Below are 22694 nucleotides of genomic sequence, written 5' to 3'. Positions count from 1 at the left end.
GCGAAAGCAACTCGCACGCGACGCGGAAGCGCAACGGCCACACTAGCCGCCCGCTCCGAAGATTTCGGCGCTGCTACGGCTTTGCAGCCGGCGGAGGCGGATCCGTCACGAAACCGATCCGCTCGAGACCGGCCTGCTGCGCCGCGCCCATCACCTGCGCGATCACCTCGTAGCGCGTGGAGCGCTCGGCGCGCAGCTGGATTTCCGGCTGGTCGCTCTGCTTGCCCGCTTGCGCGAAACGCGCGCGCATCTGCTCGAGCATGATCGCGCTGCCGTCCCAATAGAGCTTGCCGGCGGCGTCGATGGAAAGGGAAATGGTTTGCGGCGTCTGGCGCGCGGGCGCGGCCGCCACTTTCGGCAAATCGAGCCGAATCGCGTGCGTGAATAAAGGCGCGGTAATGATAAAAATCACCAGCAGCACCAGCATGACGTCGATCAGCGGCGTCATGTTGATCTCGGCCATGGGCGCGGCCGTCTGCTTTTTCTCGAGTCCGCCGAATGCCATATCGCCTCCTTCCGCCCGAGCGCGCTTAGTGGGTCGGGGCCTGCTGGGCCCGCGCCGGCGCCTGCGCATGGCCCTGCTCCGCCGGCGCGCACACGTAGGCGTGCAGGTCGTGCGCGAAGCCGTCGAGTTCCTCCGACAACTGCCGCACCATCCGCCCGAGCACGTTGTAGGCAAGCACGGCCGGAATCGCCACCACGAGGCCGAAGGCGGTCATGATGAGCGCCTCGCCCACCGGTCCGGCGACGTTTTCGATCTGCGCCTGACCGCTCGCCGCGATGCTGCCGAGCGCGTGATAAATGCCCCACACGGTGCCGAGCAGGCCGACGAACGGCGCGGTGCTGCCCACCGACGCCAGCAACACCTGACCGAATTCGAGCCGCCGCTGCGACGCGCTGAGCGCCTGACGCAGCGCCCGCAGCACCCGCTCGCCGCGGTCGACACGAGCGAGCAGCGCGCCCGGAATGTCCACTTCAGACGCATGCAGCGCCGCTTCGGCCAGCGGCGTGAAGACGCGCTCGCGGTCCGCGCGCTTTAACGCCGCGACGCCTTCGGATAGCGTCGGCGCCTGCCAGAACAGCGCAATGGCGCTCGTGGCCTGGCGCTTGGCACGCGTAAGAACCCAGCTCTTGACGATCAGAAAGCACCAGCTCGCAATCGACATGGCCAGCAGCACGTACGCGACGCCATGCGTGATGGCATCGCTGGTTTGCAGGTAATGGATGATGCCGCTGCTGCCTGCCATCTGACCTCGCCGTGGAGTTGTGATTTCAGGGGCGCGAACACGGGGCGCGATGCCCCGTCGGTTCGCTCAGGACACGCTCAACGCAGGCCGAGCACGTCCTGCATGTCGAAGAGCCCGGTTGCGTGGCCTTCGAGGAAACGCACAGCACGAAGCGCGCCTTGCGCGTACGACAGACGGCTCGCCGATTTGTGCGTGATTTCGATGCGCTCGCCGACGCCCGCGAACAGCACCGTATGGTCGCCGACAATGTCGCCACCGCGAATCGCCGAAAAACCGATCGTGGACGGGTCGCGTTCGCCGGTCACGCCTTCGCGGCTGTAGACCGCGCAGTCGTCGAGATTGCGGCCGAGCGCGTTGGCGATCACCTCGCCCATGACCAGCGCTGTGCCGGACGGCGCGTCGACCTTGTGACGATGATGCGCCTCGATGATTTCAATGTCGTAGCCGGTCGCGAAATGCTTGGCCGCGAATTCGAGCAGCTTCAGCGTGACGTTCACGCCCACGCTCATGTTCGCCGAGAACATGATGGCGATCTTGTCCGCCGCGGCGCGCAGTTGCGCCTTCTGCTCGTTGTCGAAGCCGGTCGTGCCGATCACCATTTTCACGTTGTGACGCTGGGCCGCTTCGAGATGCATCAGCGTGCCTTCGGGCCGCGTGAAGTCGATCAGGTAATCGGATCCGGCGAACACGCGCTCGACGTCGTCGGTCAGCACGACGCCCGTCTGTTTGCCCAGAAATGCGCCGGCGTCCTGACCGAGTTGCGGGGAGCCCGCGCGGTCGAGCGCGCCGGACAACGTGGCGTCGGAATCGTTGAGGACTGTTTCGATGAGCATGCGGCCCATACGGCCCGATGCGCCAGCAATGGCAATTTTCATGGCTACGAGGGTTCGAAAGGCAAAACCCGGCAAAGGCGGGCAAAAGCGGCGGCGGGCAGCACACCCGGGCGCCGCGCATGACTGAAAAAACGAAGAACCGGACCGACGCTTTGCACGGTGCGGTTGCCCGCGCGCAGCGCCCGTCTTAACACACGGACAGCGAGATTAGCCGCCCGTTCCCGAAGCCGGAGTAGAGGTCAGCGGCGCGTTGTGCGTCGGGCCGCCGTTGCTGCTTTGCGGGCCCGTCGGTCCAACCGGATTGCTGTTGTCCGTACCCGGATTTTGCGGCGGCGGCGGACGGTGGAACTGGAACTGCGGCTGACCCGCGGCGGTCGGGCTTTGCTGCGGAATGCCGCCGCCGTTGGCGGTCGGCGCGCTCGGCACGCTCGGGCGCACATTGGGCGACAACTGCACGGCATTGGTCGCACGATTGGCGGCTTGCGCGGCTTCGGCGTTGGCGTCCGTGGACGGAACGCCTGCTGCGGCAGCGCCGGCAACGGTTGGCGAACGCGTGGTGTCCGGCGTAGCCGGCGCGGCAACGGCCTCCGGCGCGCTTGCCGCGCTCGCACCACTTGCCACGGCCGCTGCGGCCTTCTTCTTGCCCAGCTTGTCGCCGTCGATTTCAGCCAGCAACTCGAGGTTGGACGGCAGATCTTCGCCACCCGACCAGCTGGCGACGCGGTCGCCCGCGAACATGACTACAAAGTCGCGCTGCTGCACGACGCTAGTCGAGCCGCGCTTGAAATAGAACACGTAGTCCCAGCGATCCGCGTGGAACATGTCGGTCAGGAGCGGCGTGCCGAGCAGTTGTTTGACCTGCGCGCGGGACAAGCCGACCTGCATCTGTGCAGCCGCTTCTTTCGAGACGAAATTGCCTTGCACCACTGTAATGCGGTACGGCGTGATGCTTTGGGCAATACGCTGCGTCAGGCTGTCGTAAGTGGAACATCCGGCAAGAACCGCGACAGTCGCAACAGCGATCAAGGTACCCCGCATGCGGCTCCCCCGGTAGATCAATTGAGATTTTGAAATCATTTCACTCACCGTGCGGGCCCGCTGACGAGCCGCGCGAGTTTCATTCCATCGAAGATGACCAGAACGGCAAAAACACATTACTATGAGAGCCCAGCATTGTACTCTAGGGATCCCTTGTCATGACCAATCCAACCGATCTCAAGAATATCGGGCTCAAGGCGACCCTTCCGCGCCTCAAAATCCTTGAGATTTTCCAGCACAGCCCGGTGCGCCACCTGACGGCCGAAGACGTGTATCGCAACCTGCTGCACGAAGAACTCGATATCGGTCTTGCAACCGTGTATCGCGTGCTGACGCAATTCGAGCAGGCGGGCCTGCTCTCGCGCAGCAATTTCGAGTCGGGTAAGGCGGTGTTCGAACTGAACGAAGGGTCGCACCACGACCACCTCGTGTGCCTCGATTGCGGACTCGTCGAAGAATTTTTCGACTCGGAGATCGAGAGCCGTCAGCAGTCCATCGCGAAGGAACGCGGCTTCAAGCTGCAGGAACACGCTTTGGCGCTGTACGGCGCCTGCACCAAGGAAAACTGCCCGCATCGCAAGCATTAACGCGGTGTCGGCCGCGCTGGGGTGCGCGGTCAGGCGGGCAAAAAAAGGACCCGGCCGATGCGAATCGGCCGGGTCTTTTTGCATCCGCGGCGGTGTTTTTGCGGCAGCGGTTGCGACCTATTCCACCAACTCAGCGCCGGCTTCGAACGTCAGCCGCCACGGCTCCGCCAATGACAATTCGTCGCAATTAGGCTGCTCGCCGCCACGATCGACCACCACGAAATCGCTCACCCGATCGAGCGCGAGCAACGGGTGATGCCAGACGCCTTTCGCGTAGTTCACGCCCTGCCACGCGTCGGTCCAGAAGGCACGCATCTGCGCCGGATCGAACTCGCCGGCCGGCGCGACTACCACCAGATAACGCCCCGCAGTTAAGGGAATGAAAGCCTGGCTGCCGAGCGGATGCCGCTCCATCATCGTGATCTCGACCGGCAGCGCGCGCGGCTGCGCGCGGAACAGGTTGATCAGCGGCCGGCCGCCGTTCTCCGTCACGTCGACGCTAGCCAGGTCGTGATAGCGCTCGGTCGTGCCGCCGTTGATGGCGAAATGCCGCGCGCCGTCCAGTTCGATCACGTCGCCGAACGGCGCGAAGGCCGCGCGCGTGAGGCGTTCCATCTGCAATGCCTTCATCGACGCCACTCCGCTATGCGATTTCGCCCCACAGGCGCAGGCGCGACACGCCGCCGTCAGGAAAGATATTGAAACGAACGTGCGTAACCGGGCCCAGCGCAGCGAGGTTGTCCGCGAAGGTGTGGACGTGGTCCATCTGCAGTTTCTGTTCATCGAGCAGCACCGGCCAGAACATTGCCTGCGTGATGAGCGAATCGTCCGTGCCGCCGGTCACCGACGCGGCTTGCAGCGAACAGCGGTCCGGGAAGTTGCCCTTGAAGTGCGCCGTATCCACTTCGATCTTGCGGATCACGCCCGGCCGCGCCAACGCGACGATCGCCCAGTCGTTGCCCGGCTCGCGACGGCGCCGGGTTTCCCAGCCGTCGCCCATGTTGACGCCGCGGCCCGGCATCAGCATCTGCGAGGCCGGCCCGAAGTGCTGGTTGTTCGCCGCAACCAGATACGCGCCGTTCTCGATCGCCGCCAGATCCAGCAGCGTGCCGCGCTCCACGCGCTCCCAATCGCGCTTGGGCTGGCCGTACACGCGCAAGCGCGCGAGGCCGCCGTCCGGATACAGATTCACGCGCAAATGCGTGAAAGCGCGCGCGTCGCTCACGTCGACGTAGTGGTGCTGGTTGCCCTGCAGTGTGGTGGCCGGCACGAGGGTTTGCCAGTCGGCGTTATCCGGTGGCACGTCGCCGTCCGCGTAGCAGGCGTCGATCGACGCCGCCGGTGGGAAGTTGCCGGTGAAGTGGCTCGTATCGAGATCCACGCCATGCACGACGCCCGGGTGCGCGAGGCGGATCACACAGTAGTCGTGGCCGGTGGTGCGTTTGCGGCGGGTTTCCCAGCCGTCCATCCACTTGCCGTGGTCGTCGTATTTGCCGGGGATGAACACCGCCGGCTGCGGCTCCAGCATGCGTTCTTTCGGCGCGAAGAATTCGTCGCTGGCGAAGAGCGCCTTCGCGCCCAGACGCGGGTCGGCGAGGTTCATGTAGCGGCGCGTGAAAGCGGGAGCGTTGGGGTCGAGGATCGGATTAGCCATAGTCTCTAGTCTCGGTCAGGCAGCGAAAAAGTGAGGGAGAGCCGGCATTCTTCGGATCTGCCGGCGCTGGGAGCGCGCTGCAACGGCGCGCGGTTTCTAATGAGGTTTCTCAGGATCAGACAGCCGGAGCGTGCTCGCCGGCGGCACCGGGTTCGGCATCTTCGCCGGCCGGGACGTAACGTAACGCCGCGTCGCGATTCAGCACGCGGTGGGCGCGCGCCCGGTCGATATCGTTTTCCCACACGGCGACCACCACCGTCGCCACGCAGTTGCCGATCAGGTTGGTCAGCGCGCGGGCAATGCCGACGAACCAGTCGACCGGCAGGATCAGCACGAGGCCGAGTACGGGGATCGCCGGAATCGCGGACAACGTGGCAGCCAGAATCACGATCGCCGAGCCGGGAATGCCGTGCGCGCCCTTCGACGTCACCAGCGACACCAGCACCACCACGATCAGGTCATGCACCGACAACGGCGTATTGGTGGCCTGCGCGATGAAAATGACGGCCAGCGTGAGATAGATGGAGAAGCCATCGAGATTGAACGAGTAGCCGGTTGGGATAACGAGCCCGACGGTCGAATCCTTGACGCCCATCCATTCGAGCTTGCGCATGATCTGCGGCAACACGGCATCCGACGAAGCGGTGCCGAGCACGATCGACAGCTCTTCGCGCAGGTACCGAATCAGTTTGAAGACGCTGAAGCCGGCGAGCCGCATGACGACGCCCAGCACGACGACCACGAACACGATGCAGCTCAGATAGAACACGAGCACCAGCATGCCGAGCTGCTTGAGCGACTCGACGCCGTACGTGCCGGTGGTGAACGCGATCGCGCCGAGCACGCCCAGCGGCGCGAGCTTGATGATGAAGCCCATCACGCGGAAAAACACTTGCGACAGTTCGTCGATCAGGCTGCTCACGCGTTGCGCCTTATTGCCGAGTAGCGACAGCGCCGAGCCGAACAGCACCGAAAACACCAGGATTTGCAGAATGTCGCCGGTGGCGAACGCGTTGATCGCCGTATCGGGGATGATCTTCAGCAGAAAGCCGGCGGTATCCTTGAGGCTCTTCGCGTGCTCGGTGTAGGTCGAGAGCGAGGCCGGATCCAGCGAGTGCAGATCGATGTTCATGCCGACGCCCGGACGCGTGACGTACGCCAGGACCGCGCCGATTACGAGCGCGATCGTCGTCATCACCTCGAAGTAGATCACGGCCTTCAGACCGACGCGCCCCACCTTGCGCAAGTCGCCGGCATGCGCCATGCCGCTGACCACCACGCAAAAGACGATGGGCCCGATCACCATCTTGATCAGCTTGAGAAAGCCGTCGCCGAGCGGGCGCAGCGATTGGGCGAAATGCGGAAAAACGGCGCCGACCACGATGCCCGCCACCAGCGCTATGACGACCCGGCCAAACAGCGAATTGAAAAATTTCAACACGGCTTCCTCCTGGTTACGATTCACATCTGTTCAGACTGGTCCGACCAGTACTGTTATCTCGAATAGTAGGAAGCCGATATACTGACGTCAAGGACTCATAGAACGGTGTTTACCCGCTATTTTCATAGCGGTTTCGGGCCGGATCAGCGGCGGCGCGCAGCAAGCTACACGAGGGTTCAGAGCGCGTACTACAATGCTGGTCAGACCGCGCCACCACAGTGAGACAACGATGAAAAACGTCCCGCATACCGTTACCGACGCCGCCATCGCGACCATCCGCGAACGGATCGAAGCGGGCGCCTATCCCGTGGGCAGTTTGCTGCCGGCGCAGCGTCAACTCTCCGAAGAACTCGCGATCAGCCGCGCGTCGTTGCGCGAGGCGCTCTCGACGCTCGAAGCGCTCGGTCTGCTGGTGATCAGGCCCGGCAAGGGCGTGTACGTGGAAAGCGCGCAGGCCTCGGCCGCGCATGCATGGCGGTTTGCAGAGCAGTCGTCGTTGCCGGACACTTATCAGATGCGCTTCGCGCTGGAAGGCTTTATCGCGCGCATGGCGGCGCTGGCGGTCAGCGATTCCGACCTCGCCTGGCTCGAAGACAACATCACAGCCATGCAAACAGCGCTCGCCTGCGACGAACTCGACGAAGCCGCCCGCCTCGACTACGACTTCCACATGCGGATCGTCAACATCGCCGGCAACGCGGCGATCGAATCGATTCTGAGCAGCAGCGCCGAAATCATGAAGGAAAGCCAGCGCATGCCGTTCTACCGGCGCGAACTGGTGCTGTCCACGTACAACGAGCATCGCGTGATTCTGGATGCGCTCAAGGCGCGCGATTCCGCGGCGGCCGGCAAAGCCATCGAGACGCATATATCGAACGCCGCGCAGCGCGCCGGCGTCTATTTCCCGACACCGCAAGTGCCGGCGTAGGCGTAAGCGCACGCGCGGGCGAAAAAAAACCGCTCCGAGGAGCGGTTTTTCTTTGCCCAACCATCGCCGGCTCGACGCCGGCTTTGCAGGGCGTAATGCGCGCGAGGCGCAGTCGGTTACTTCGCGTTGGCCAGCGCCACAGCCGTGTCCAGCATGCGGTTCGAGAAGCCCCACTCATTGTCGTACCAGCTCGACACCTTCACCAGACGGCCCGACACCTTGGTCAGCGTAGCGTCGAACGTCGACGAAGCCGGGTTGTGGTTGAAGTCGATCGACACCAGCGGTGCCTCGTTGTAGCCGAGAATGCCCTTCAGCGAGCCTTCCGACGCTTCCTTCATGATCGCGTTGACTTCTTCGACCGTCGTGTCGCGTGCGGCGATGAACGACAGATCGACCACCGACACGTTGATCGTCGGAACACGAATCGCGTAGCCGTCCAGCTTGCCGTTCAGTTCCGGCAGCACCAGGCCAACAGCCGAAGCCGCGCCGGTCTTGGTCGGGATCTGGCTGTGCGTGGCCGAACGCGCGCGGCGCAGGTCTTCGTGATACACGTCCGTCAGAACCTGGTCGTTCGTGTAAGCGTGGATCGTGGTCATCAGACCGTTCACCAGGCCGATCTTGTCGTTCAGCGGCTTGACGAGCGGTGCCAGGCAGTTCGTCGTGCACGATGCGTTCGAGATCACCGTGTCCGATGCCTTCAGCACGTTGTGGTTCACGCCGTAGACGATCGTGGCATCGACGTCTTTACCGCCCGGCGCCGAGATGATCACCTTCTTCGCGCCGCCCTTGATGTGCGCGCTCGCCTTTTCCTTGGTCGTGAAAAAGCCCGTGCATTCCAGCACGACGTCCACATTCAGCTCGCCCCACGGCAGTTCAGCCGGGTTGCGGTTAGCCAGCACGCGGATCTTGTCGCCGTTGACAACGAGGTAGTCGCCGTCAACCGACACTTCGCCCGGGAACTTGCCGTGCGCCGTGTCGTATTGCGTCAGGTGAGCGTTGGTCTTGGCATCGCCGAGATCGTTGATGGCGATGATTTCGATATCATGCTTCTTGCCGTTTTCATAGAAGGCGCGCAGCGTGTTGCGGCCGATCCGGCCGTAGCCGTTGATTGCGACGCGAATCGTCATGGTCTATCTCCTGAGGGCTGAAAAAATACGTCCAGGTTCGTCTGACTGACAGCGTCGCCGCGCGTTCGCACGCCAGCGGCAACGCTTGATCAGGATCAGCCGAGGGCGGCTTTTGCCGTCTCTACCACGTGCTCGACGGTGAAGCCGAAATGCTTGAACAGCACGCCCGCCGGGGCCGATTCGCCGAACGTGTCGATGCCGACCACGCCGCCTTCCAGACCCACGTACTTGCGCCAGAAATCCGTTACGCCCGCTTCGATCGCGACGCGGCGCACGCCTTGCGGCAGCACGCGTTCACGGTACTCGGCGTCCTGCTTGTCGAACACGGTGGTCGACGGCATGGACACGACGCGCGCCGCAATGCCTTCGCGCGCCAGCGGCTCGACCGCGTTCAGCGCCAGTTCGACTTCCGAACCGGTGGCGATCAGGATGACCTTGCGCGCGACGATTTCGTCGTTCCAGTCGCGCAGCACGTAACCACCCTTCTCGATGTTGGCGATCTGCGCGTCCGTGCGTTCCGAGAACGGCAGATTCTGACGGCTGAAGATCAGGGCCGACGGACCATGATGCTCGACCGCGTGGGTCCAGGCCACCGCAGTCTCAACGGTATCAGCCGGACGCCACACTTGCAGGTGCGGAATCAGACGCAGGCTGGCAACGTGTTCGATCGACTGGTGAGTCGGACCGTCTTCGCCGAGACCGATCGAGTCGTGCGTGAACACGAAGATCGACGGCGCTTTCATCAGAGCGGCCACGCGCAGCGCGTTGCGGCTATAGTCCGAGAACGTCAGGAACGTGCCGCCGAACGCCTTGAAGCCGCCGTGCAGCGCGACGCCGTTGATCGCGGCACTCATGCCGAATTCGCGCACCCCGTAGTTGACGTAGTTGCCGGCAGCCTGGCCTTCGGCGTTCACACGCACCGGCTTGGCGGCCTTCCAGTTGGTCAGGTTCGAACCGGTCAGGTCGGCGGAGCCGCCCAGCAGTTCCGGCAGCACGGCCGACAAAGCTTCGATAGCCTGCTGCGACGCCTTGCGAGTCGCGACGGTTTCAGCCCGTTCGTTCGCTCCGGCGATGATCGCCTTGGCCTTTTCTTTCCAGTCGGCGGGCAATTGCTTCGCGTCGCGGCGCTTGAATTCAGCAGCTTCCTGCGGGTATTTGGCTGCGTACGCGGCAAACGCCTTGTCCCAGTCGGATTCGTTGCGCGCGCCGGCTTCTTTCGCGTCCCACGCTGCGTAGACTTCCTGCGGGATCACGAACGGCTCCCACTTCCAGCCGATCTTTTCGCGCGTGGCCGCGACTTCCTTGTCGCCGAGCGCCGCGCCGTGCGAATCGTGGCTGCCGGCTTTGTTCGGCGAGCCTTCGCCGATCACCGTCTTGCAGCAGATCAGCGTGGGCTTGTCGGATTGCTTGGCTTGCTTGATCGCCGCGTCGACCGCTTCGACGTCGTGGCCGACCACGTTCGGGATCACGTTCCAGCCGTACGCTTCGAAGCGCTTGGGCGTGTCGTCGTGGAACCAGTGCACCACTTCGCCGTCGATCGAGATGCCGTTGTCGTCGTAGAACGCGATCAGCTTGTTCAGCTTCAGCACGCCCGCCAGCGAGCAGGCTTCGTGCGAGATGCCTTCCATCAGGCAGCCGTCGCCGACGAACACGTACGTGTGGTGGTCGACGATCTTCGCATCAGGCTTGTTGAATTCGGTAGCGAGCAGCGACTCGGCGAGCGCCATGCCGACCGCATTCGCCAGACCCTGGCCGAGCGGGCCGGTGGTCGTCTCGACGCCCGGCGTGATGCCGTATTCCGGGTGGCCCGGCGTCTTGGAATGCATCTGGCGGAAATTCTTCAGCTCGTCGATCGGCAGATCGTAGCCGGTCAGGTGCAGCAGCGAGTACAGCAGCATCGAGCCGTGACCGTTCGACAGCACGAAACGGTCGCGATCGGCCCATTGCGGGTTCTTCGGATTGTGGCGCAGATGACGCGACCACAAAGCCACGCCGATTTCGGCCATGCCCATCGGCATGCCGGGGTGGCCGGAATTCGCTTTTTGAACGGCGTCCATGGACAACGCGCGGATTGCGTTGGCCATCAAGGAGGTGGGTGCGGGAGACGGGGTCGTCATGTCGAGTCCGGAGACAGAGTCAGAAAGCGGTGCGCGCTTGAGGCCCGGATGCTCGAATGCCGGTTCACTTTGGCGCACGGTGCGGCGCCAGGAGACGCGAAACGGGCAGAGCAAACGGACAAGGCTGAAAGCGTGACATTCTAACAGAACGTTGCCCGCGCCCCGCTCCGAAGGCCGTCCGGTCATGTGGCTCGATGCGCCCGCCCAACCGCGCCGCGCTTCGGCCTTTACAATTGCGCAATCTCGACCTACCGCGCTCCGGACGGAGCCCGCCATCCGTGAGCGCTCCACTGCTGTTCCAGCCGAGTCCCGACGCCGTCTACGGATTTCCGCATGCGAAACGCCTCGCGCGCGTCGATTCGCCTTATCAGCGGATCGAGGTTTGGGACACACCGCAACTCGGCCGGCTTTTCACCCTCGACGGCCGCCCGATGACGTCCACCGGCGACGAGTTCATCTACCACGAATGCATGGTGCATCCGGCCGCGCTCGCGCATCCGTCGCCGCAAACGGCGCTCGTGCTGGGCGGCGGCGACGGCGGGGCCGCGCGGCAATTGCTGAGGCATGCTGGAATCGGACGGATCGTGGTGGCGGAGTTGGACGCGCAAGTCGTACGTCTGACACGCGAACACTTGCCGGAGGTGCACGGCGGCGCATTCGACGATCCACGCGTCGAACTGATAATCGGCGACGCCGCGCAATACGTCGGGGCAGCCGCGCCGGCGCAGTTCGATCTCGTCGTGTTCGACCTGACGCCGCCGGATTCACCCGCCGCTGGCCTCTACACGCAAGCCTTCTACCAGCGGCTCAAACGCGTCATGAGCCCGACCGCGGCGCTCTCGGTGCATCTCGGCTCGCCGTATTTTCATGCCGAACGCGTCGCGCGCCTGCTCCACGACCTGAGAGCGGCATTCGCCATCGTCCGCACCATGAGCACTTTCGTGCCGCTGTACGGCTCGCTGTGGATGATGGCGACCGCCAGCGACACGCTCGACCCAGCGGCCCTGACCATCGATACGCTCGCGCACCGCCTGGCCGCCCGGGGAATCGACACCCTGATGCACTACGACGCGCTCATGCACGCCGGACTGTTCTCGGCATCCCGCTCAGTGCGCGATAAACTAAGTCAATTCTTAAAGCCAGCAAGCTAACGCGTGGGCAAAATGCACGGCTCCGTCGGATTGCGCGATTGCAATAGCGATACGCAAATTTCCGCCTGGACTCGCACCACGTGCCCCGCCAACCCCATCGATCCGGAGAATCGCATGACCGCCTCCCGCCCAGCCGGTGTGCCCTGGTTGACCCCCTATCTGACGGTGCGCGACGCACGTGCCGCGTCCGCGTTCTTCACAGCGGCGTTCGGCTTCGAAGTGCGTGACAGTGTCCAGGACGACGGTGTCGTCATGCATGTCGAGATGACCTATCAAGGCCAGTTGATTGTGATGTTCGCTCCGGAAGGCGCGTTCGGCTCGGCGGCGAAAACACCCAAAAGCGCGGGCGCAATCGCACCGCAATCGTTCTATGTCTATGTCGACGATGTCGACGCGATCTATGCGCGGGCGCTGGCCGCCGGCGCAAAGTCGCTGAGCGAGCCACAGGATCAGTTCTGGGGCGATCGCTTCGCCCAGGTCGAAGATCTGGACGGCTATCGCTGGGCGCTCGCTCGCCACCTTTCGTGAACCAATGAGTATTTTTCTGATGCCTCGCTTTTTCGTCGGTACGCCTCTGCAGCCCGGGGACGTCTTGCCGCTTCCCGATGACGTCGTTCGGCACGTGCTCGTGCTGCGCCTGCAGCCAGGCGATTCGATCGTCCTTTTCAACGGTGAAGGCGGCGAATACAGCGCCGAACTCGTCGAAGTCGAAAGGCGCTCGGCCATGGTGAAAATCCGCGAATTCCGCGATATCGAGGTCGAGGCGCCCTATCGCCTCACGCTCGCGCAGGGCATTGCCGGCGGCGACAAAATGGACTGGCTGATCGAAAAAGCCGTCGAACTGGGTGCGTCCAGCTTCGTGCCGTTGACCACCACGCGCAGCGTCGTGCGCCTCTCCGGCGAACGTGCGCAGCGGCGCCACGCGCATTGGCAAGGCATCGTGCGGGCGTCGTGTGAACAGTGCGGGCGCAATCGCCTGCCGGAAGTGATGCCGGTGCGCGAGATCGCCACCTGGCTCGGCTCGATGCCCCGCACGCCCGAGGAAGGCGACCTGCGCATTCTGCTTTCGCCGCGCGCGAGCATCAGCTTTTCCGCGTTGCCCTCCGAACCGCCGAAAGGACGCGTAACGGTGCTTGTGGGTCCGGAAGGCGGCTTTTCAGCGACGGAGGAAGCCGCCGCAGCCGCGCACGGTTTCACCGCCGTCGGCCTCGGCCCGCGTGTGATGCGCACCGAAACTGCCGGCATCGCCGTTCTCTCGGCGCTGGCGGCCGGCTGGGGCGGCTGGTAAGCCGCTGGCGTGACGCGCTGGTCGTCTTGCTTAAGGGCGGCAAGCCCATGCCGACATTCGCACTGAAAGCAAAAGGCCCGCCGATCGGCGGGCCTTTCTCACTTAGCCCAAGCGCGCAACGCGCGGGCAAAAACTCAAGCGAACGAGTAAAACACGCGGAACGCCACTTTGCGCTCGGCCCAGAACTCGGCCGCTTCGCGGAACACGTCCAGCAGCGTCTCGCGCCCTTCCTTGTCGAACTTCTGGGCGACCGGCAACTGCTCGAGCACGATCACGAAGCCCGGCTGAGCACCCGCCTTCTGAACCAGATCGGTCAGGCAGTCGTATAGCGCGTCGTAATTCTTGCCGAAATGTTTCGGAAACAGGAACGAGGTCGCGATAGTTTCGAGCACTTCCTGCTTCGACTGCGCGTTGGCGCAATACGCATAGAGGAAGTGCTGGCCGAGCTGGCTGGCCTCGTCGGCGAGATCCTGCACGCGGAACGCGCGGATCGACTGTACGATGTTCGGTCGTACGGTCTTGAAAAGACTCATGGGCTCCTCATTCGATGAAACCACAGTGCCTGCTTCGCTCTGGTTCTCGCGGCCCTGATCGCCGGCGCGCATCTGCATGACGCGTTGGAACAAATTGCCGTCGCCGGCCGCGAAAAGATCCGTCGCGACTCCGGAGTCGTGCGCGTAGACGTTGTCGCTCATGCCGTTCATCCCGATGTCATTCAACAATACGATTAAAACTGGTGTAGTGGTCGTCCGAGTAGTAACAATTGTCGGTTCGCTTCAGCGGACCTCCGCAGACGATGCGACGCGCCCCGCGATTACGTGAGCGAGGCGTGGGAACGGTGTATTCGTGGTAATAGCCGCGCCGATGGGCCGGCAGCAACCGTTCGCGATTGCCGAATACGATGCCGTCCTTCTCATACGGGTAAGGCCCGCCTGCGGCAATCAAGTTCAATGTATTGACCGCTTCGCGCGGCAACTGCGCCAGCGCGATGGTGCCCTGCAACTGCGCGTTCGCGTCGACGGGTGCCGTGGAGTCGCGCGCGAACGCGCCTGGCACGGGGCCGGATAAAACGCACAGCGTAATAGCACCGATCAGCACGCCTTTCATGCGTTGCCACTTGCGTGCCATGTATCAGGGTTCCCCGCTGTTAGATCACGAGTTTGACGACCATGAAAGTCGTAAGGGTATCGCTAATGGCCCCCGGAATCAACGCTCGCCGGGCAGGCGAAATCCTCAGATGGGGCGCGAAACGGCCACCGGCGCGGCTTTGACGAGTTTTGACAGAATGTTTAGCTTAGGCAAGCTAAACTTAGCTCAACGGTGCGAATCGAAGTGAGGGCGGGCAAGTGCGGAGCGGTCGGCAAGCCGCTTTGTACGAATCTGCAGACAGTTCGATTTCGTGCGGGAAGGGCAACGAGCCCTTTGAGCGTTCCGAGGCGGAATTTTCTGACTTGCCGTTTTTCTTGGGTGGCAATCCCCAGTTCACCCTAAGGCGCGCCCGTTGCAGGCGCGCCTTTTTTTTGCATGGCACACGGCATTCAAACCGGCACCATGCTTCGGCTGGACCGCAGATTAACGGGCCGCGATCACATCCGCCACCAGCAGCGCCGTCATGTTGACGATCCGGCGCACCGTTGCCGAAGCCGTCAGCACGTGCACCGGCTTGGCCGCGCCGAGCAGCATCGGACCAATCGCGATGTTGTTGCCCGCGGCGGTCTTCAGCAGGTTGTACGAGATGTTGGCGGCGTCGATGTTGGGCAGCACCAGCAGATTCGCGTCGCCTTCGAGCGTCGAGTCGGGCATCACTTCGCGGCGCAGATTCGCGTCGAGCGCGATGTCGCCGTGCATTTCGCCGTCCACCTGCAGGTCCGGCGCGCGTTCGCGCAGGATCGCCAGCGTGTCGCGCATCTTCTGCGCGGTCGGTGCGTTGCTCGTGCCGAAGTTCGAATGCGACAGCAGCGCGATCTTCGGCTCGATACCGAAACGGCGCACTTCTTCAGCCGCCATGATCGTGATTTCAGCCAGTTGCTCCGGCGTCGGATCGACGTTCACGTGCGTATCCACCAGGAAAATCTGGCGGTTCGGCAACACCAGCGCGTTCATCGCCGCGTAGACCTTCGCGCCTTCCTTCTTGCCGATCACCTGATCGATGAAGTGCAGGTGGCGATGCGTGGTCGACACCGTGCCGCAGATCATGCCGTCGGCCTCGCCCTTTTCGACCAGCATCGCGCCGATCAGCGTGGTGCGGCGGCGCATTTCGAGCTTCGCCATCTGCGCGCTGATGCCCTTGCGCGACATCATCTTGTGATATTCCTGCCAGAAATCACGATAACGCTCGTCGTGATCGGTGTTGACGACCGTGTAGTCCTGCCCTGCGATGAGACGCAGACCGTAGCGTGCAATACGCTGCTCGATCACGGCCGGACGGCCAATCAGGATCGGCTTGGCCAGCTTTTCGTCGACGATGATCTGCATCGCGCGCAGCACGCGCTCTTCTTCGCCTTCCGCGAACACGATGCGCTTCTTCTCCGGCTCGACGCCGCGCGCGAGCTGGAAAATCGGCTTCATGGTCGTGCCGCTGTGATACACGAACTGCTGCAGATGCTGTTCGTAGGCTTCCATGTCCTCGATCGGACGCTCGGCGACGCCCGAATCCATCGCGGCCTTCGCCACGGCCGGCGCGACCTTGACGATCAGGCGCGGGTCGAACGGCTTCGGAATCAGGTATTCCGGCCCGAACGAGAGATCCTGAATGCCATACGCCGTCGCGACGATGTCGCTCTGTTCCTGGCGCGCCAGCTCGGCGATCGCGTTGACCGCCGCGATTTCCATTTCCCGCGTCACCGTCGTCGCGCCAGCATCCAGCGCGCCGCGGAACAGGAACGGAAACACCAGCACGTTGTTCACCTGGTTCGGGTAGTCGGTACGGCCGGTGCACAGCACGGCGTCCGGACGCACTTCCAGCGCCAGTTCCGGCAGGATTTCCGGCGTCGGGTTGGCCAGCGCCAGAATCAGCGGCTTGTCCGCCATCTGCTTGACCATGTCCTGCTTGAGCACGCCACCGGCCGACAGACCGAGGAACACGTCCGCGCCGCCAATCGCTTCAGCGAGCGTACGGGCGTCGGTTTCACGCGCGAAGCGCTCCTTGTCCGGGTCCATCAGTTCGACGCGGCCCTTGTAGACCACGCCGGCCAGATCGGTCACGGTGATGTTTTCGAGCGGCAGGCCGATATCGACCAGCAGATCCAGACAGGCCAGCGCCGCCGCGCCCGCGCCCGAGGAGACCAGCTTCACCTCTTTAATGTCCTTGCCGACCACCTTCAAACCGTTGGTGATGGCCGCCGCGACGACGATGGCCGTACCGTGCTGGTCGTCGTGGAAGACCGGAATCTTCATGCGTTTGCGGCATTCGCGTTCGACGATAAAGCAGTCCGGCGCCTTGATGTCTTCGAGGTTGATACCGCCGAAGGTCGGCTCCAGCGCCGCGATTACGTCGACCAGCTTGTGCGGATCGGACTCGTTCAGCTCGATATCGAACACGTCGATGCCGGCGAACTTCTTGAACAGGACGGCCTTGCCTTCCATGACCGGCTTCGACGCGAGCGGTCCGATGTTGCCGAGACCGAGCACCGCGGTGCCGTTCGTGACGACGCCGACCAGGTTGCTACGCGCGGTAAAGCGCGCGGCGTTCAACGGGTTCTCGACGATTTCCTCGCACGCGAACGCGACGCCAGGCGAGTACGCCAGCGCGAGGTCGCGCTGGTTGATCATCTGCTTGGTCGGGGCGATCGCGATCTTCCCGGGGGTGGGGAACTCGTGGTAATCGAGGGCGGCTTCGCGGAGTTTGCTATTGACGGGAGTCGACATAAGGCGGGCTTCGGAGGGCAGATTAGAATAGACGTTCGACGGCATTGTAGCCCTAATTGCCGGCCCAATTCCTTCAATACGGGTACAACTGCCGCGACTGAAACATAGCGAAAGGCCGACGTGGCATGCTGTGGGCGGAATGCGACCCGAATCGGAGTCGCGGACGGATCGAATGTTTACCCTTTGTTCGCTCCGTACAATGCGCGCCGTTAGCCGAACTTCACGGCACTTGATCGTTCACCCTCGCGTCCACCCATCGCCACCATGCTCTCCGAGTTTTCGCTGATCGACCGTTTCTTTGCCCGCCGCGCCGCTGCCCGGCCATCCGATACCGCCGCCGGCACGCTCGGCATCGGCGACGACTGCGCGCTCCTCGCGCCGCGCGCCGGCGAAATGCTGGCGATATCGACGGACATGCTGGTCGAAGGCCGCCACTTTTTCGCCGATGTCGATCCCGAGGCACTGGGTCACAAAGCGCTCGCGGTGAATCTGTCGGACCTCGCCGCAATGGGCGCGCAACCGCAGGCGTTCACGCTGGCGTTTTCCTTGCCGAAGGCCGAGGAAGCCTGGCTCGCCGCGTTCAGCGAAGGGCTGTTCGCGCTGGCCGAACGGTACGGTTGCGAGCTGATCGGCGGCGATACGACTGGCGGCCCGCTCAATCTGTGCATCACGGTGTTTGGCAGCGTCCCACCGCAAGCGGCACTGCGCCGCGACGCCGCGCAGCCGGGCGACGACATCTGGATTTCCGGCACGCTCGGGGACGCACGCGCCAGTCTCGGCGTGCAGCGCGGCGAATGGACCGCGGATGCCAGCGACACTGCGACGTTTCGTCGCGCCCTCGAACGCCCGGAGCCGCGGATCGCGCTCGGCTTGGCCCTGCGCGGCATCGCCCACGCGGCACTCGACCTCTCGGACGGCCTTGCCGGCGATCTACTGCACATTCTGGAACGCTCGAACCTGCGGGCCACGGTCGACGTCGACGCCGTACCGCGTTCCGCCGCGCTACGCCGCCTTGCTCCCGAAGTCCAGCGACGCTGCACGCTGGCCGGCGGCGACGATTACGAACTCTGTTTCACCGCGCCAGTTGCGGCGCGTGCCGAAGTCGAAAAGGCCGGCCGCGCGGTGGGCATCCAGCTCACGCGCATCGGTACAATAAGCGCTCTCGAAACGGCGGCCGACCACCCGGCGATCGGCTGGCGCGATGCCGCCGGCGCGCCGCTCACTCTGACGTTGCAAGGCTTCGACCACTTTCATGCAGACTGATCCCCCGCTCGGCCCGGCCGACAAACTCATCGCTGCCGAGCCGTCCCCGGTGCCGCGCGCGCCCGATCCGCGCCCGCCTGGCCGTCAGCCGCGCCGCGCCACCGCGCGCTTCATGCTTTCGCATCCGCTGCACATTCTGTCGTTGGGGTTCGGCAGCGGCTTGTCGCCGGTTGCGCCTGGCACGATCGGCACGTTGTTCGCGTGGGCATCCTTCGCTGTGCTCAGCCGTTATCTGACCGTGATCGAGTGGGGGGTGCTGATCGTCGCGGGCTTTATCGGCGGCATTGCGATTTGCGGGTTCACCGCGAAGAAACTCGGCATCGACGATCCGTCGCCGGTCGTGTGGGACGAAATCATCGCGTTCTGGCTGGTGCTGCTGATGGTCACGCCGGTTACGCTGACCGGCCAGTTCTGGGCGTTCATCGTGTTCCGCTTTTTCGACATGGTGAAGCCGCCGCCCATCGGCTATTTCGATCGCCGTCTGAAGGGTGGCTTTGGCATCATGTTCGATGACCTTGTTGCCGCGTTTTTCACGCTGCTCGTGATCGCGCTCTGGCGCATGTCCGTTTGATTGCCGCCCGGCGCCCGCTGCGGCGCCGGGCATTCATCGCCAGCCCACGTTTTCCGGATTGACGCCATGCCTACCGATTCCGTCGTTCACCAGCTTGCGATTCGCGTGAGCAACCGTCTGCGCGACGAGCGCCTCATGCTCGTCACCGCCGAGTCCTGCACGGGCGGCATGGTGGCGACCGCGATCACCGATATTTCCGGCAGCAGCGGCTGGTTCGAGCGCGGCTTCGTCACGTATTCGAATCAGGCGAAGAGCGAGATGATCGGCGTGCCGGCCGAGCTGATCGACAAACATGGCGCGGTCAGCGAGCAGGTGGCGCGCGCCATGGCCGAAGGCGCGCTGCGCAACAGCCGCGCGCAAGTCTCGCTGTCGATTACCGGCGTGGCCGGACCGGGCGGCGGCACGGAGACCAAACCGGTCGGCATGGTCTCGTTCGGCTGGAGCAACCGGCTGCATACGTCGGTGGAAACGAAGGTTTTCAAGGGCGACCGCGAGAAGATCCGCGTGCAGGCTGCCGCGCACGCACTGCGCGGTGTGCTCGCCTTACTCGACGAACGCGAGCACTAAGCTTTATTCGAAGCGGGAAGCCCATGCCTGATTCGCACGCAGTCAAAGACGAACTGATCCGCCGGCTCGATCTCAAGCCGCATCCCGAGGGCGGATTTTTCAGCGAGACATACCGCTCAGTGGAGCGCGTGTTCCGCGACAAAGACGTCAGCGGTTCCGCGGAAACGCGCTCGGCGTCGACCGCGATTTATTACCTGCTTTGCGACGGCGCGCATTCGGCGTGGCATCGGATCAAATCCGACGAGGTCTGGCATTTCTACGCGGGCGAACCGCTGAACGTCCACGTGCTCGACGAAACGGGCGCGCTGGTGACGCATAAGCTGGGCAATGCGCTGACGCACCCGGATGCCGTGTTTCAGGCGGTGGTGCCGGCAGGTTTGTGGTTCGCGGCGGAATGCGCCGGCCCGGAGACCTTCGCGTTGGTCGGTTGCACGGTGGCGCCGGGTTTTGAATTCAGCGAATTCGAGCTGGCGGAAGTCGGCACGTTGAAAGCACGGCACCCGCAGCATGCAGCGTTGATCGAGCGGCTGGGGCCAACTTGAGTCCCAAGCGCTCATAGGCGGTCTTCAATGAAGGTTGCCTGCGCTTATGCGGACCTCGCAAATATCAACGTGTCGAAAGCGCGGCAAGCCGCAGTATGATGCGTTGATCGAGCGGCTGGGCCCAACCTGAATCCCAAGCGTTCCCAGGCAGACAGTCTTCACTGAAGGCTACCTGCGCTTATGCGGACCTCGCAAATATCGACGTGTCGAAAGCGCGCGTGCCGCGTCAATCGAGCCGTCAAGCCCAAACCGACCTCAACACGTTCGCGAACAACAACAGCCCGCAGATTACCTGAACGCGTTGATCCGATCCCGCGTTTCCATCGCGGCCTTCGCCGCGGCTTCGGCGAAATCGTTGCCCTTGCCCGCGTAAATAATCGCCCGCGACGAGTTGATCAGCATGCCCGTGCCGTTCGCGGTGCGGCCGGCGTTGACGGTCGCTTGCACGTCGCCGCCTTGCGCGCCGATGCCCGGAATCAGCAGCGGCATATCGCCGACGATCCCCCGCACAACTTCGATTTCCTTCGGGAAAGTCGCGCCGACCACCAGACTCAGTTGGCCGCTCGCATTCCATTTCTCCGCCGCCAGTTGCGCGACGACCTGATACAGCGGACGGCCACCCGTCTCCAGAAATTGCAGATCGGAGCCGCCCGGGTTCGACGTGCGGCACAGCACGATCACGCCCTTGCCTGCATGCTCCAGATACGGCTGGATCGAGTCGAAACCCATGTACGGATTCACCGTCACCGCGTCCGCCTGATAGCGCTCGAACGCCTCGCGCGCATATTGTTCGGCGGTGCTGCCAATGTCGCCGCGCTTCGCATCCAGAATCACCGGCAGACCCGGATGATTCGCGTGAATGTGAGCGATCAGCTGCTCGAGCTGGTCTTCCGCGCGATGCGCCGCGAAGTAGGCGATCTGCGGTTTAAACGACGACGCATACGGCGCGGTAGCATCGACGATCGTGCGGCAGAAGTCGAAGATCGCCTCGGGACGGCCCGCGAACGCGCCGGGGAATTTGCTCGGCTCGGGATCGAGGCCGACGCACAGCAGCGAGTTGGTGCGCTGCCAGGCGTCGTTGAGTGTCTGGGTGAAATTGGGCATGGTGGGTCTCGCGGCGAGCGGGAAAACGGAAGAGGCGCGTATTTTACCCGTCCCGCGCGGCGGGCCGCGGGAGCGTGCGGCAGCGGTGGTCCGGCGAGATGCGGACAGGCGCGGCGACCGCCCGCAACGCGCCCCTGAGCGTGCAGATGCATTGGTCAGGCGCTCGCGAAGCGTTTGAGCTGATCGTCCGCAGCGCACCAGGCCACGCACGCGTTCGCCCTGTCGCGCCACCCTCGCCCGCTACTGCCGCCGCTTTGAGCCGCGCGCGCCCGGCATCGAGCGCAAACCCGTGCGTTCCACGGTGAAGCGGAACGTGCGCGTCAGTCGCTCGCCACGTCCCAGCAAAGTCATGCCGTTTTCGCTCGCGCCGCCGGCCAGGTTCATCGCGTTGATCGGATGATCCACCGGTTCGAAGCAGAAAAAGTCTTCGCCCGGCGGCGTGTACAGCACGTAGTAATCGGTGTCGGCGGCAATGTTCAGCGACAGGCGGCGCTTCGGCCACACCACCGCCGCTTGCCCGCTCCAGCCGGTAAAAGCATGATTGACCATGGTTTCCGGCAGCGGATACGCCACGCCGAATTGCCAGGCGGGCGGCGCGGGCACATGCCGTACCGGCAGCCAGTCGTCGCCGGAGAGCCACAAACCGCCGGCCGCGGCAGATAACTCGGTGTCCGCGTCGCGCACGAAGAAGGGATGCACGCCCAGCCCGAAAGGCAGCGCCTCACGGCCGGCATTTTCGATTTCGAGCGCGACGACGAGCGTCGGGCCGTCCAGCGTATAAATTTGCGTCGCACGGTACGCGTACGGCTTGCCGTCGCGGCGGTCGAGCGTGAGGCGGACCTTTTCACGATCCGACTCCGCGACCTGCCAGGCCGATTGCCAGCCGTCGCCGTGAATCGGCAAGGGTTCGTCGGCGCGATTGCGCGGCACGTCGACGCGCCGTCCCGCCACGTTGAATTGCCCGCCGCCGATGCGATTCGAATACGGCAGCAGCGGATAACAGGCCAACTGGTTCGGTTGCGTATCGGCCGCGACGTGGCGGCAGCGGCGGAAGATCGGCGTGAGTGCGCCGTCGTTGCGCCAGTCGAAACGGGTGACACCGCCGCCGAGCGTCGGCGCGACGTCGAGCCGCAAATGCGCGTTGGCGAGCGTGATGCATGCGACATCGCCGCCGCTGTCTTCGCCGACGGCCACCGCCGACGTGCTGGGACCCGGCAGCACCGGATTGGCCGCCGCGGCGAGCCGCGAGCGTCGACTCTGTGAGGTCTGAGGGGAGGAGGAAACAAGATTCGCAACAGTCATATCTGGCTCCATCGAGAGGCTTGGGACGTTGCCGTCATTGCTGACGGATAGTGTTGGGCGATTTTTT

The 22694-nt window shown here is 63.9% G+C and carries 23 protein-coding genes; 9 read left to right on the top strand and 14 right to left on the bottom strand.

Annotated features, from left to right (window positions below):
• Positions 1-73: 73 nt before the first annotated feature.
• The 4 genes from B0G75_RS23455 to B0G75_RS23440 form a co-directional block, all read right to left on the bottom strand.
• Positions 74-505: a biopolymer transporter ExbD gene (locus tag B0G75_RS23455; RefSeq protein WP_106311060.1), complete on the bottom strand. Its 432-nt coding sequence runs from the start codon at positions 503-505 to the stop codon at positions 74-76.
• Positions 506-530: 25 nt separating this feature from the next.
• Positions 531-1247, bottom strand: coding sequence for a MotA/TolQ/ExbB proton channel family protein (locus B0G75_RS23450; RefSeq protein WP_106311057.1), 717 nt, complete (start codon positions 1245-1247; stop codon positions 531-533).
• Between the two features lie 77 nt (positions 1248-1324).
• Complete coding sequence (dapB, locus tag B0G75_RS23445; RefSeq protein ID WP_106311054.1) at positions 1325-2122, bottom strand: 4-hydroxy-tetrahydrodipicolinate reductase; 798 nt, start codon at positions 2120-2122, stop codon at positions 1325-1327.
• A gap of 165 nt (positions 2123-2287) precedes the next feature.
• Positions 2288-3118: an outer membrane protein assembly factor BamE gene (locus B0G75_RS23440; protein ID WP_012434339.1), complete on the bottom strand. Its 831-nt coding sequence runs from the start codon at positions 3116-3118 to the stop codon at positions 2288-2290.
• Positions 3119-3276: 158 nt separating this feature from the next.
• Here B0G75_RS23440 and fur point away from each other — a divergent pair, with 158 nt between their 5' ends.
• Positions 3277-3705, top strand: coding sequence for a ferric iron uptake transcriptional regulator (fur, locus tag B0G75_RS23435; protein WP_012434340.1), 429 nt, complete (start codon positions 3277-3279; stop codon positions 3703-3705).
• A gap of 117 nt (positions 3706-3822) precedes the next feature.
• Here the strand turns inward: fur and B0G75_RS23430 are convergent, their stop codons facing one another.
• The 3 genes from B0G75_RS23430 to B0G75_RS23420 all read right to left on the bottom strand — a co-directional run bounded on the left by B0G75_RS23430 (position 3823) and on the right by B0G75_RS23420 (position 6800).
• Positions 3823-4335, bottom strand: coding sequence for an ureidoglycolate lyase (locus B0G75_RS23430; protein ID WP_106311375.1), 513 nt, complete (start codon positions 4333-4335; stop codon positions 3823-3825).
• A gap of 13 nt (positions 4336-4348) precedes the next feature.
• Positions 4349-5359 carry an allantoicase gene (gene alc, locus B0G75_RS23425; protein ID WP_106311051.1) on the bottom strand — a complete coding sequence of 337 codons (1011 nt, stop codon included), beginning with the start codon at positions 5357-5359 and terminating at the stop codon, positions 4349-4351.
• 115 nt (positions 5360-5474) lie between these two features.
• Complete coding sequence (locus B0G75_RS23420; RefSeq protein ID WP_106311048.1) at positions 5475-6800, bottom strand: C4-dicarboxylate transporter DctA; 1326 nt, start codon at positions 6798-6800, stop codon at positions 5475-5477.
• Between the two features lie 229 nt (positions 6801-7029).
• Here B0G75_RS23420 and B0G75_RS23415 point away from each other — a divergent pair, with 229 nt between their 5' ends.
• Complete coding sequence (locus B0G75_RS23415) at positions 7030-7728, top strand: FadR/GntR family transcriptional regulator (RefSeq protein WP_106311045.1); 699 nt, start codon at positions 7030-7032, stop codon at positions 7726-7728.
• Between the two features lie 116 nt (positions 7729-7844).
• Here the strand turns inward: B0G75_RS23415 and gap are convergent, their stop codons facing one another.
• Both gap and tkt read right to left on the bottom strand, forming a co-directional pair.
• Positions 7845-8855: a type I glyceraldehyde-3-phosphate dehydrogenase gene (gap, locus tag B0G75_RS23410; RefSeq protein ID WP_106311042.1), complete on the bottom strand. Its 1011-nt coding sequence runs from the start codon at positions 8853-8855 to the stop codon at positions 7845-7847.
• Between the two features lie 95 nt (positions 8856-8950).
• The gene (gene tkt / locus B0G75_RS23405; RefSeq protein WP_106311372.1) at positions 8951-10972 is read right to left on the bottom strand and encodes a transketolase; all 2022 of its coding nucleotides are present in this window, start codon (positions 10970-10972) and stop codon (positions 8951-8953) included.
• A 278-nt stretch (positions 10973-11250) separates the two neighbouring features.
• On the opposite strand from tkt, the gene speE reads away from it, so the two are divergent.
• The 3 genes from speE to B0G75_RS23390 all read left to right on the top strand — a co-directional run bounded on the left by speE (position 11251) and on the right by B0G75_RS23390 (position 13411).
• Positions 11251-12123 (top strand): polyamine aminopropyltransferase, encoded by an 873-nt coding sequence (gene speE / locus B0G75_RS23400; RefSeq protein WP_106311039.1) that lies wholly within the window; start codon positions 11251-11253, stop codon positions 12121-12123.
• A 114-nt stretch (positions 12124-12237) separates the two neighbouring features.
• Positions 12238-12651: a glyoxalase/bleomycin resistance/extradiol dioxygenase family protein gene (locus B0G75_RS23395; protein WP_011489849.1), complete on the top strand. Its 414-nt coding sequence runs from the start codon at positions 12238-12240 to the stop codon at positions 12649-12651.
• Positions 12652-12670: 19 nt separating this feature from the next.
• The gene (locus B0G75_RS23390; protein WP_106311036.1) at positions 12671-13411 is read left to right on the top strand and encodes a 16S rRNA (uracil(1498)-N(3))-methyltransferase; all 741 of its coding nucleotides are present in this window, start codon (positions 12671-12673) and stop codon (positions 13409-13411) included.
• A 134-nt stretch (positions 13412-13545) separates the two neighbouring features.
• Here the strand turns inward: B0G75_RS23390 and B0G75_RS23385 are convergent, their stop codons facing one another.
• The 3 genes from B0G75_RS23385 to B0G75_RS23375 form a co-directional block, all read right to left on the bottom strand.
• Complete coding sequence (locus tag B0G75_RS23385) at positions 13546-14115, bottom strand: barstar family protein (protein WP_106311033.1); 570 nt, start codon at positions 14113-14115, stop codon at positions 13546-13548.
• A 7-nt stretch (positions 14116-14122) separates the two neighbouring features.
• Positions 14123-14539, bottom strand: a complete 417-nt coding sequence (locus B0G75_RS23380) for a ribonuclease (protein ID WP_012434350.1) — start codon at positions 14537-14539, stop codon at positions 14123-14125.
• Positions 14540-14983: 444 nt separating this feature from the next.
• Positions 14984-17323, bottom strand: coding sequence for an NADP-dependent malic enzyme (locus tag B0G75_RS23375; RefSeq protein ID WP_106311030.1), 2340 nt, complete (start codon positions 17321-17323; stop codon positions 14984-14986).
• Positions 17324-17542: 219 nt separating this feature from the next.
• Here B0G75_RS23375 and thiL point away from each other — a divergent pair, with 219 nt between their 5' ends.
• From thiL to B0G75_RS23355, 4 genes are all read left to right on the top strand, one after another.
• Positions 17543-18541, top strand: coding sequence for a thiamine-phosphate kinase (gene thiL / locus B0G75_RS23370; RefSeq protein ID WP_106311027.1), 999 nt, complete (start codon positions 17543-17545; stop codon positions 18539-18541).
• Positions 18531-19112, top strand: coding sequence for a phosphatidylglycerophosphatase A (locus B0G75_RS23365; RefSeq protein ID WP_012434354.1), 582 nt, complete (start codon positions 18531-18533; stop codon positions 19110-19112). The genes thiL and B0G75_RS23365 overlap by 11 nt, the downstream gene beginning before the upstream one ends.
• Before the next feature lie 66 nt (positions 19113-19178).
• Positions 19179-19679: a CinA family protein gene (locus B0G75_RS23360; protein WP_012434355.1), complete on the top strand. Its 501-nt coding sequence runs from the start codon at positions 19179-19181 to the stop codon at positions 19677-19679.
• A 23-nt stretch (positions 19680-19702) separates the two neighbouring features.
• Positions 19703-20221: a cupin domain-containing protein gene (locus B0G75_RS23355; protein WP_106311024.1), complete on the top strand. Its 519-nt coding sequence runs from the start codon at positions 19703-19705 to the stop codon at positions 20219-20221.
• A 288-nt stretch (positions 20222-20509) separates the two neighbouring features.
• On the opposite strand, the gene pyrF is transcribed toward B0G75_RS23355, so the two are convergent.
• Complete coding sequence (gene pyrF / locus B0G75_RS23350; protein WP_106311022.1) at positions 20510-21325, bottom strand: orotidine-5'-phosphate decarboxylase; 816 nt, start codon at positions 21323-21325, stop codon at positions 20510-20512.
• Between the two features lie 240 nt (positions 21326-21565).
• A complete protein-coding gene (locus B0G75_RS23345) occupies positions 21566-22627 on the bottom strand; it encodes an aldose 1-epimerase (protein WP_106311018.1) in 1062 nt (353 codons plus the stop codon).
• Positions 22628-22694: the final 67 nt, after the last annotated feature.

This window comes from Paraburkholderia sp. BL18I3N2, assembly GCF_003001875.1.
Taxonomy (GTDB): Bacteria; Pseudomonadota; Gammaproteobacteria; order Burkholderiales; family Burkholderiaceae; genus Paraburkholderia; species Paraburkholderia phytofirmans.
The sequence above is the reverse complement of the archived record's forward strand: the minus strand, read 5'-3'. Positions and strand labels throughout refer to the sequence as shown.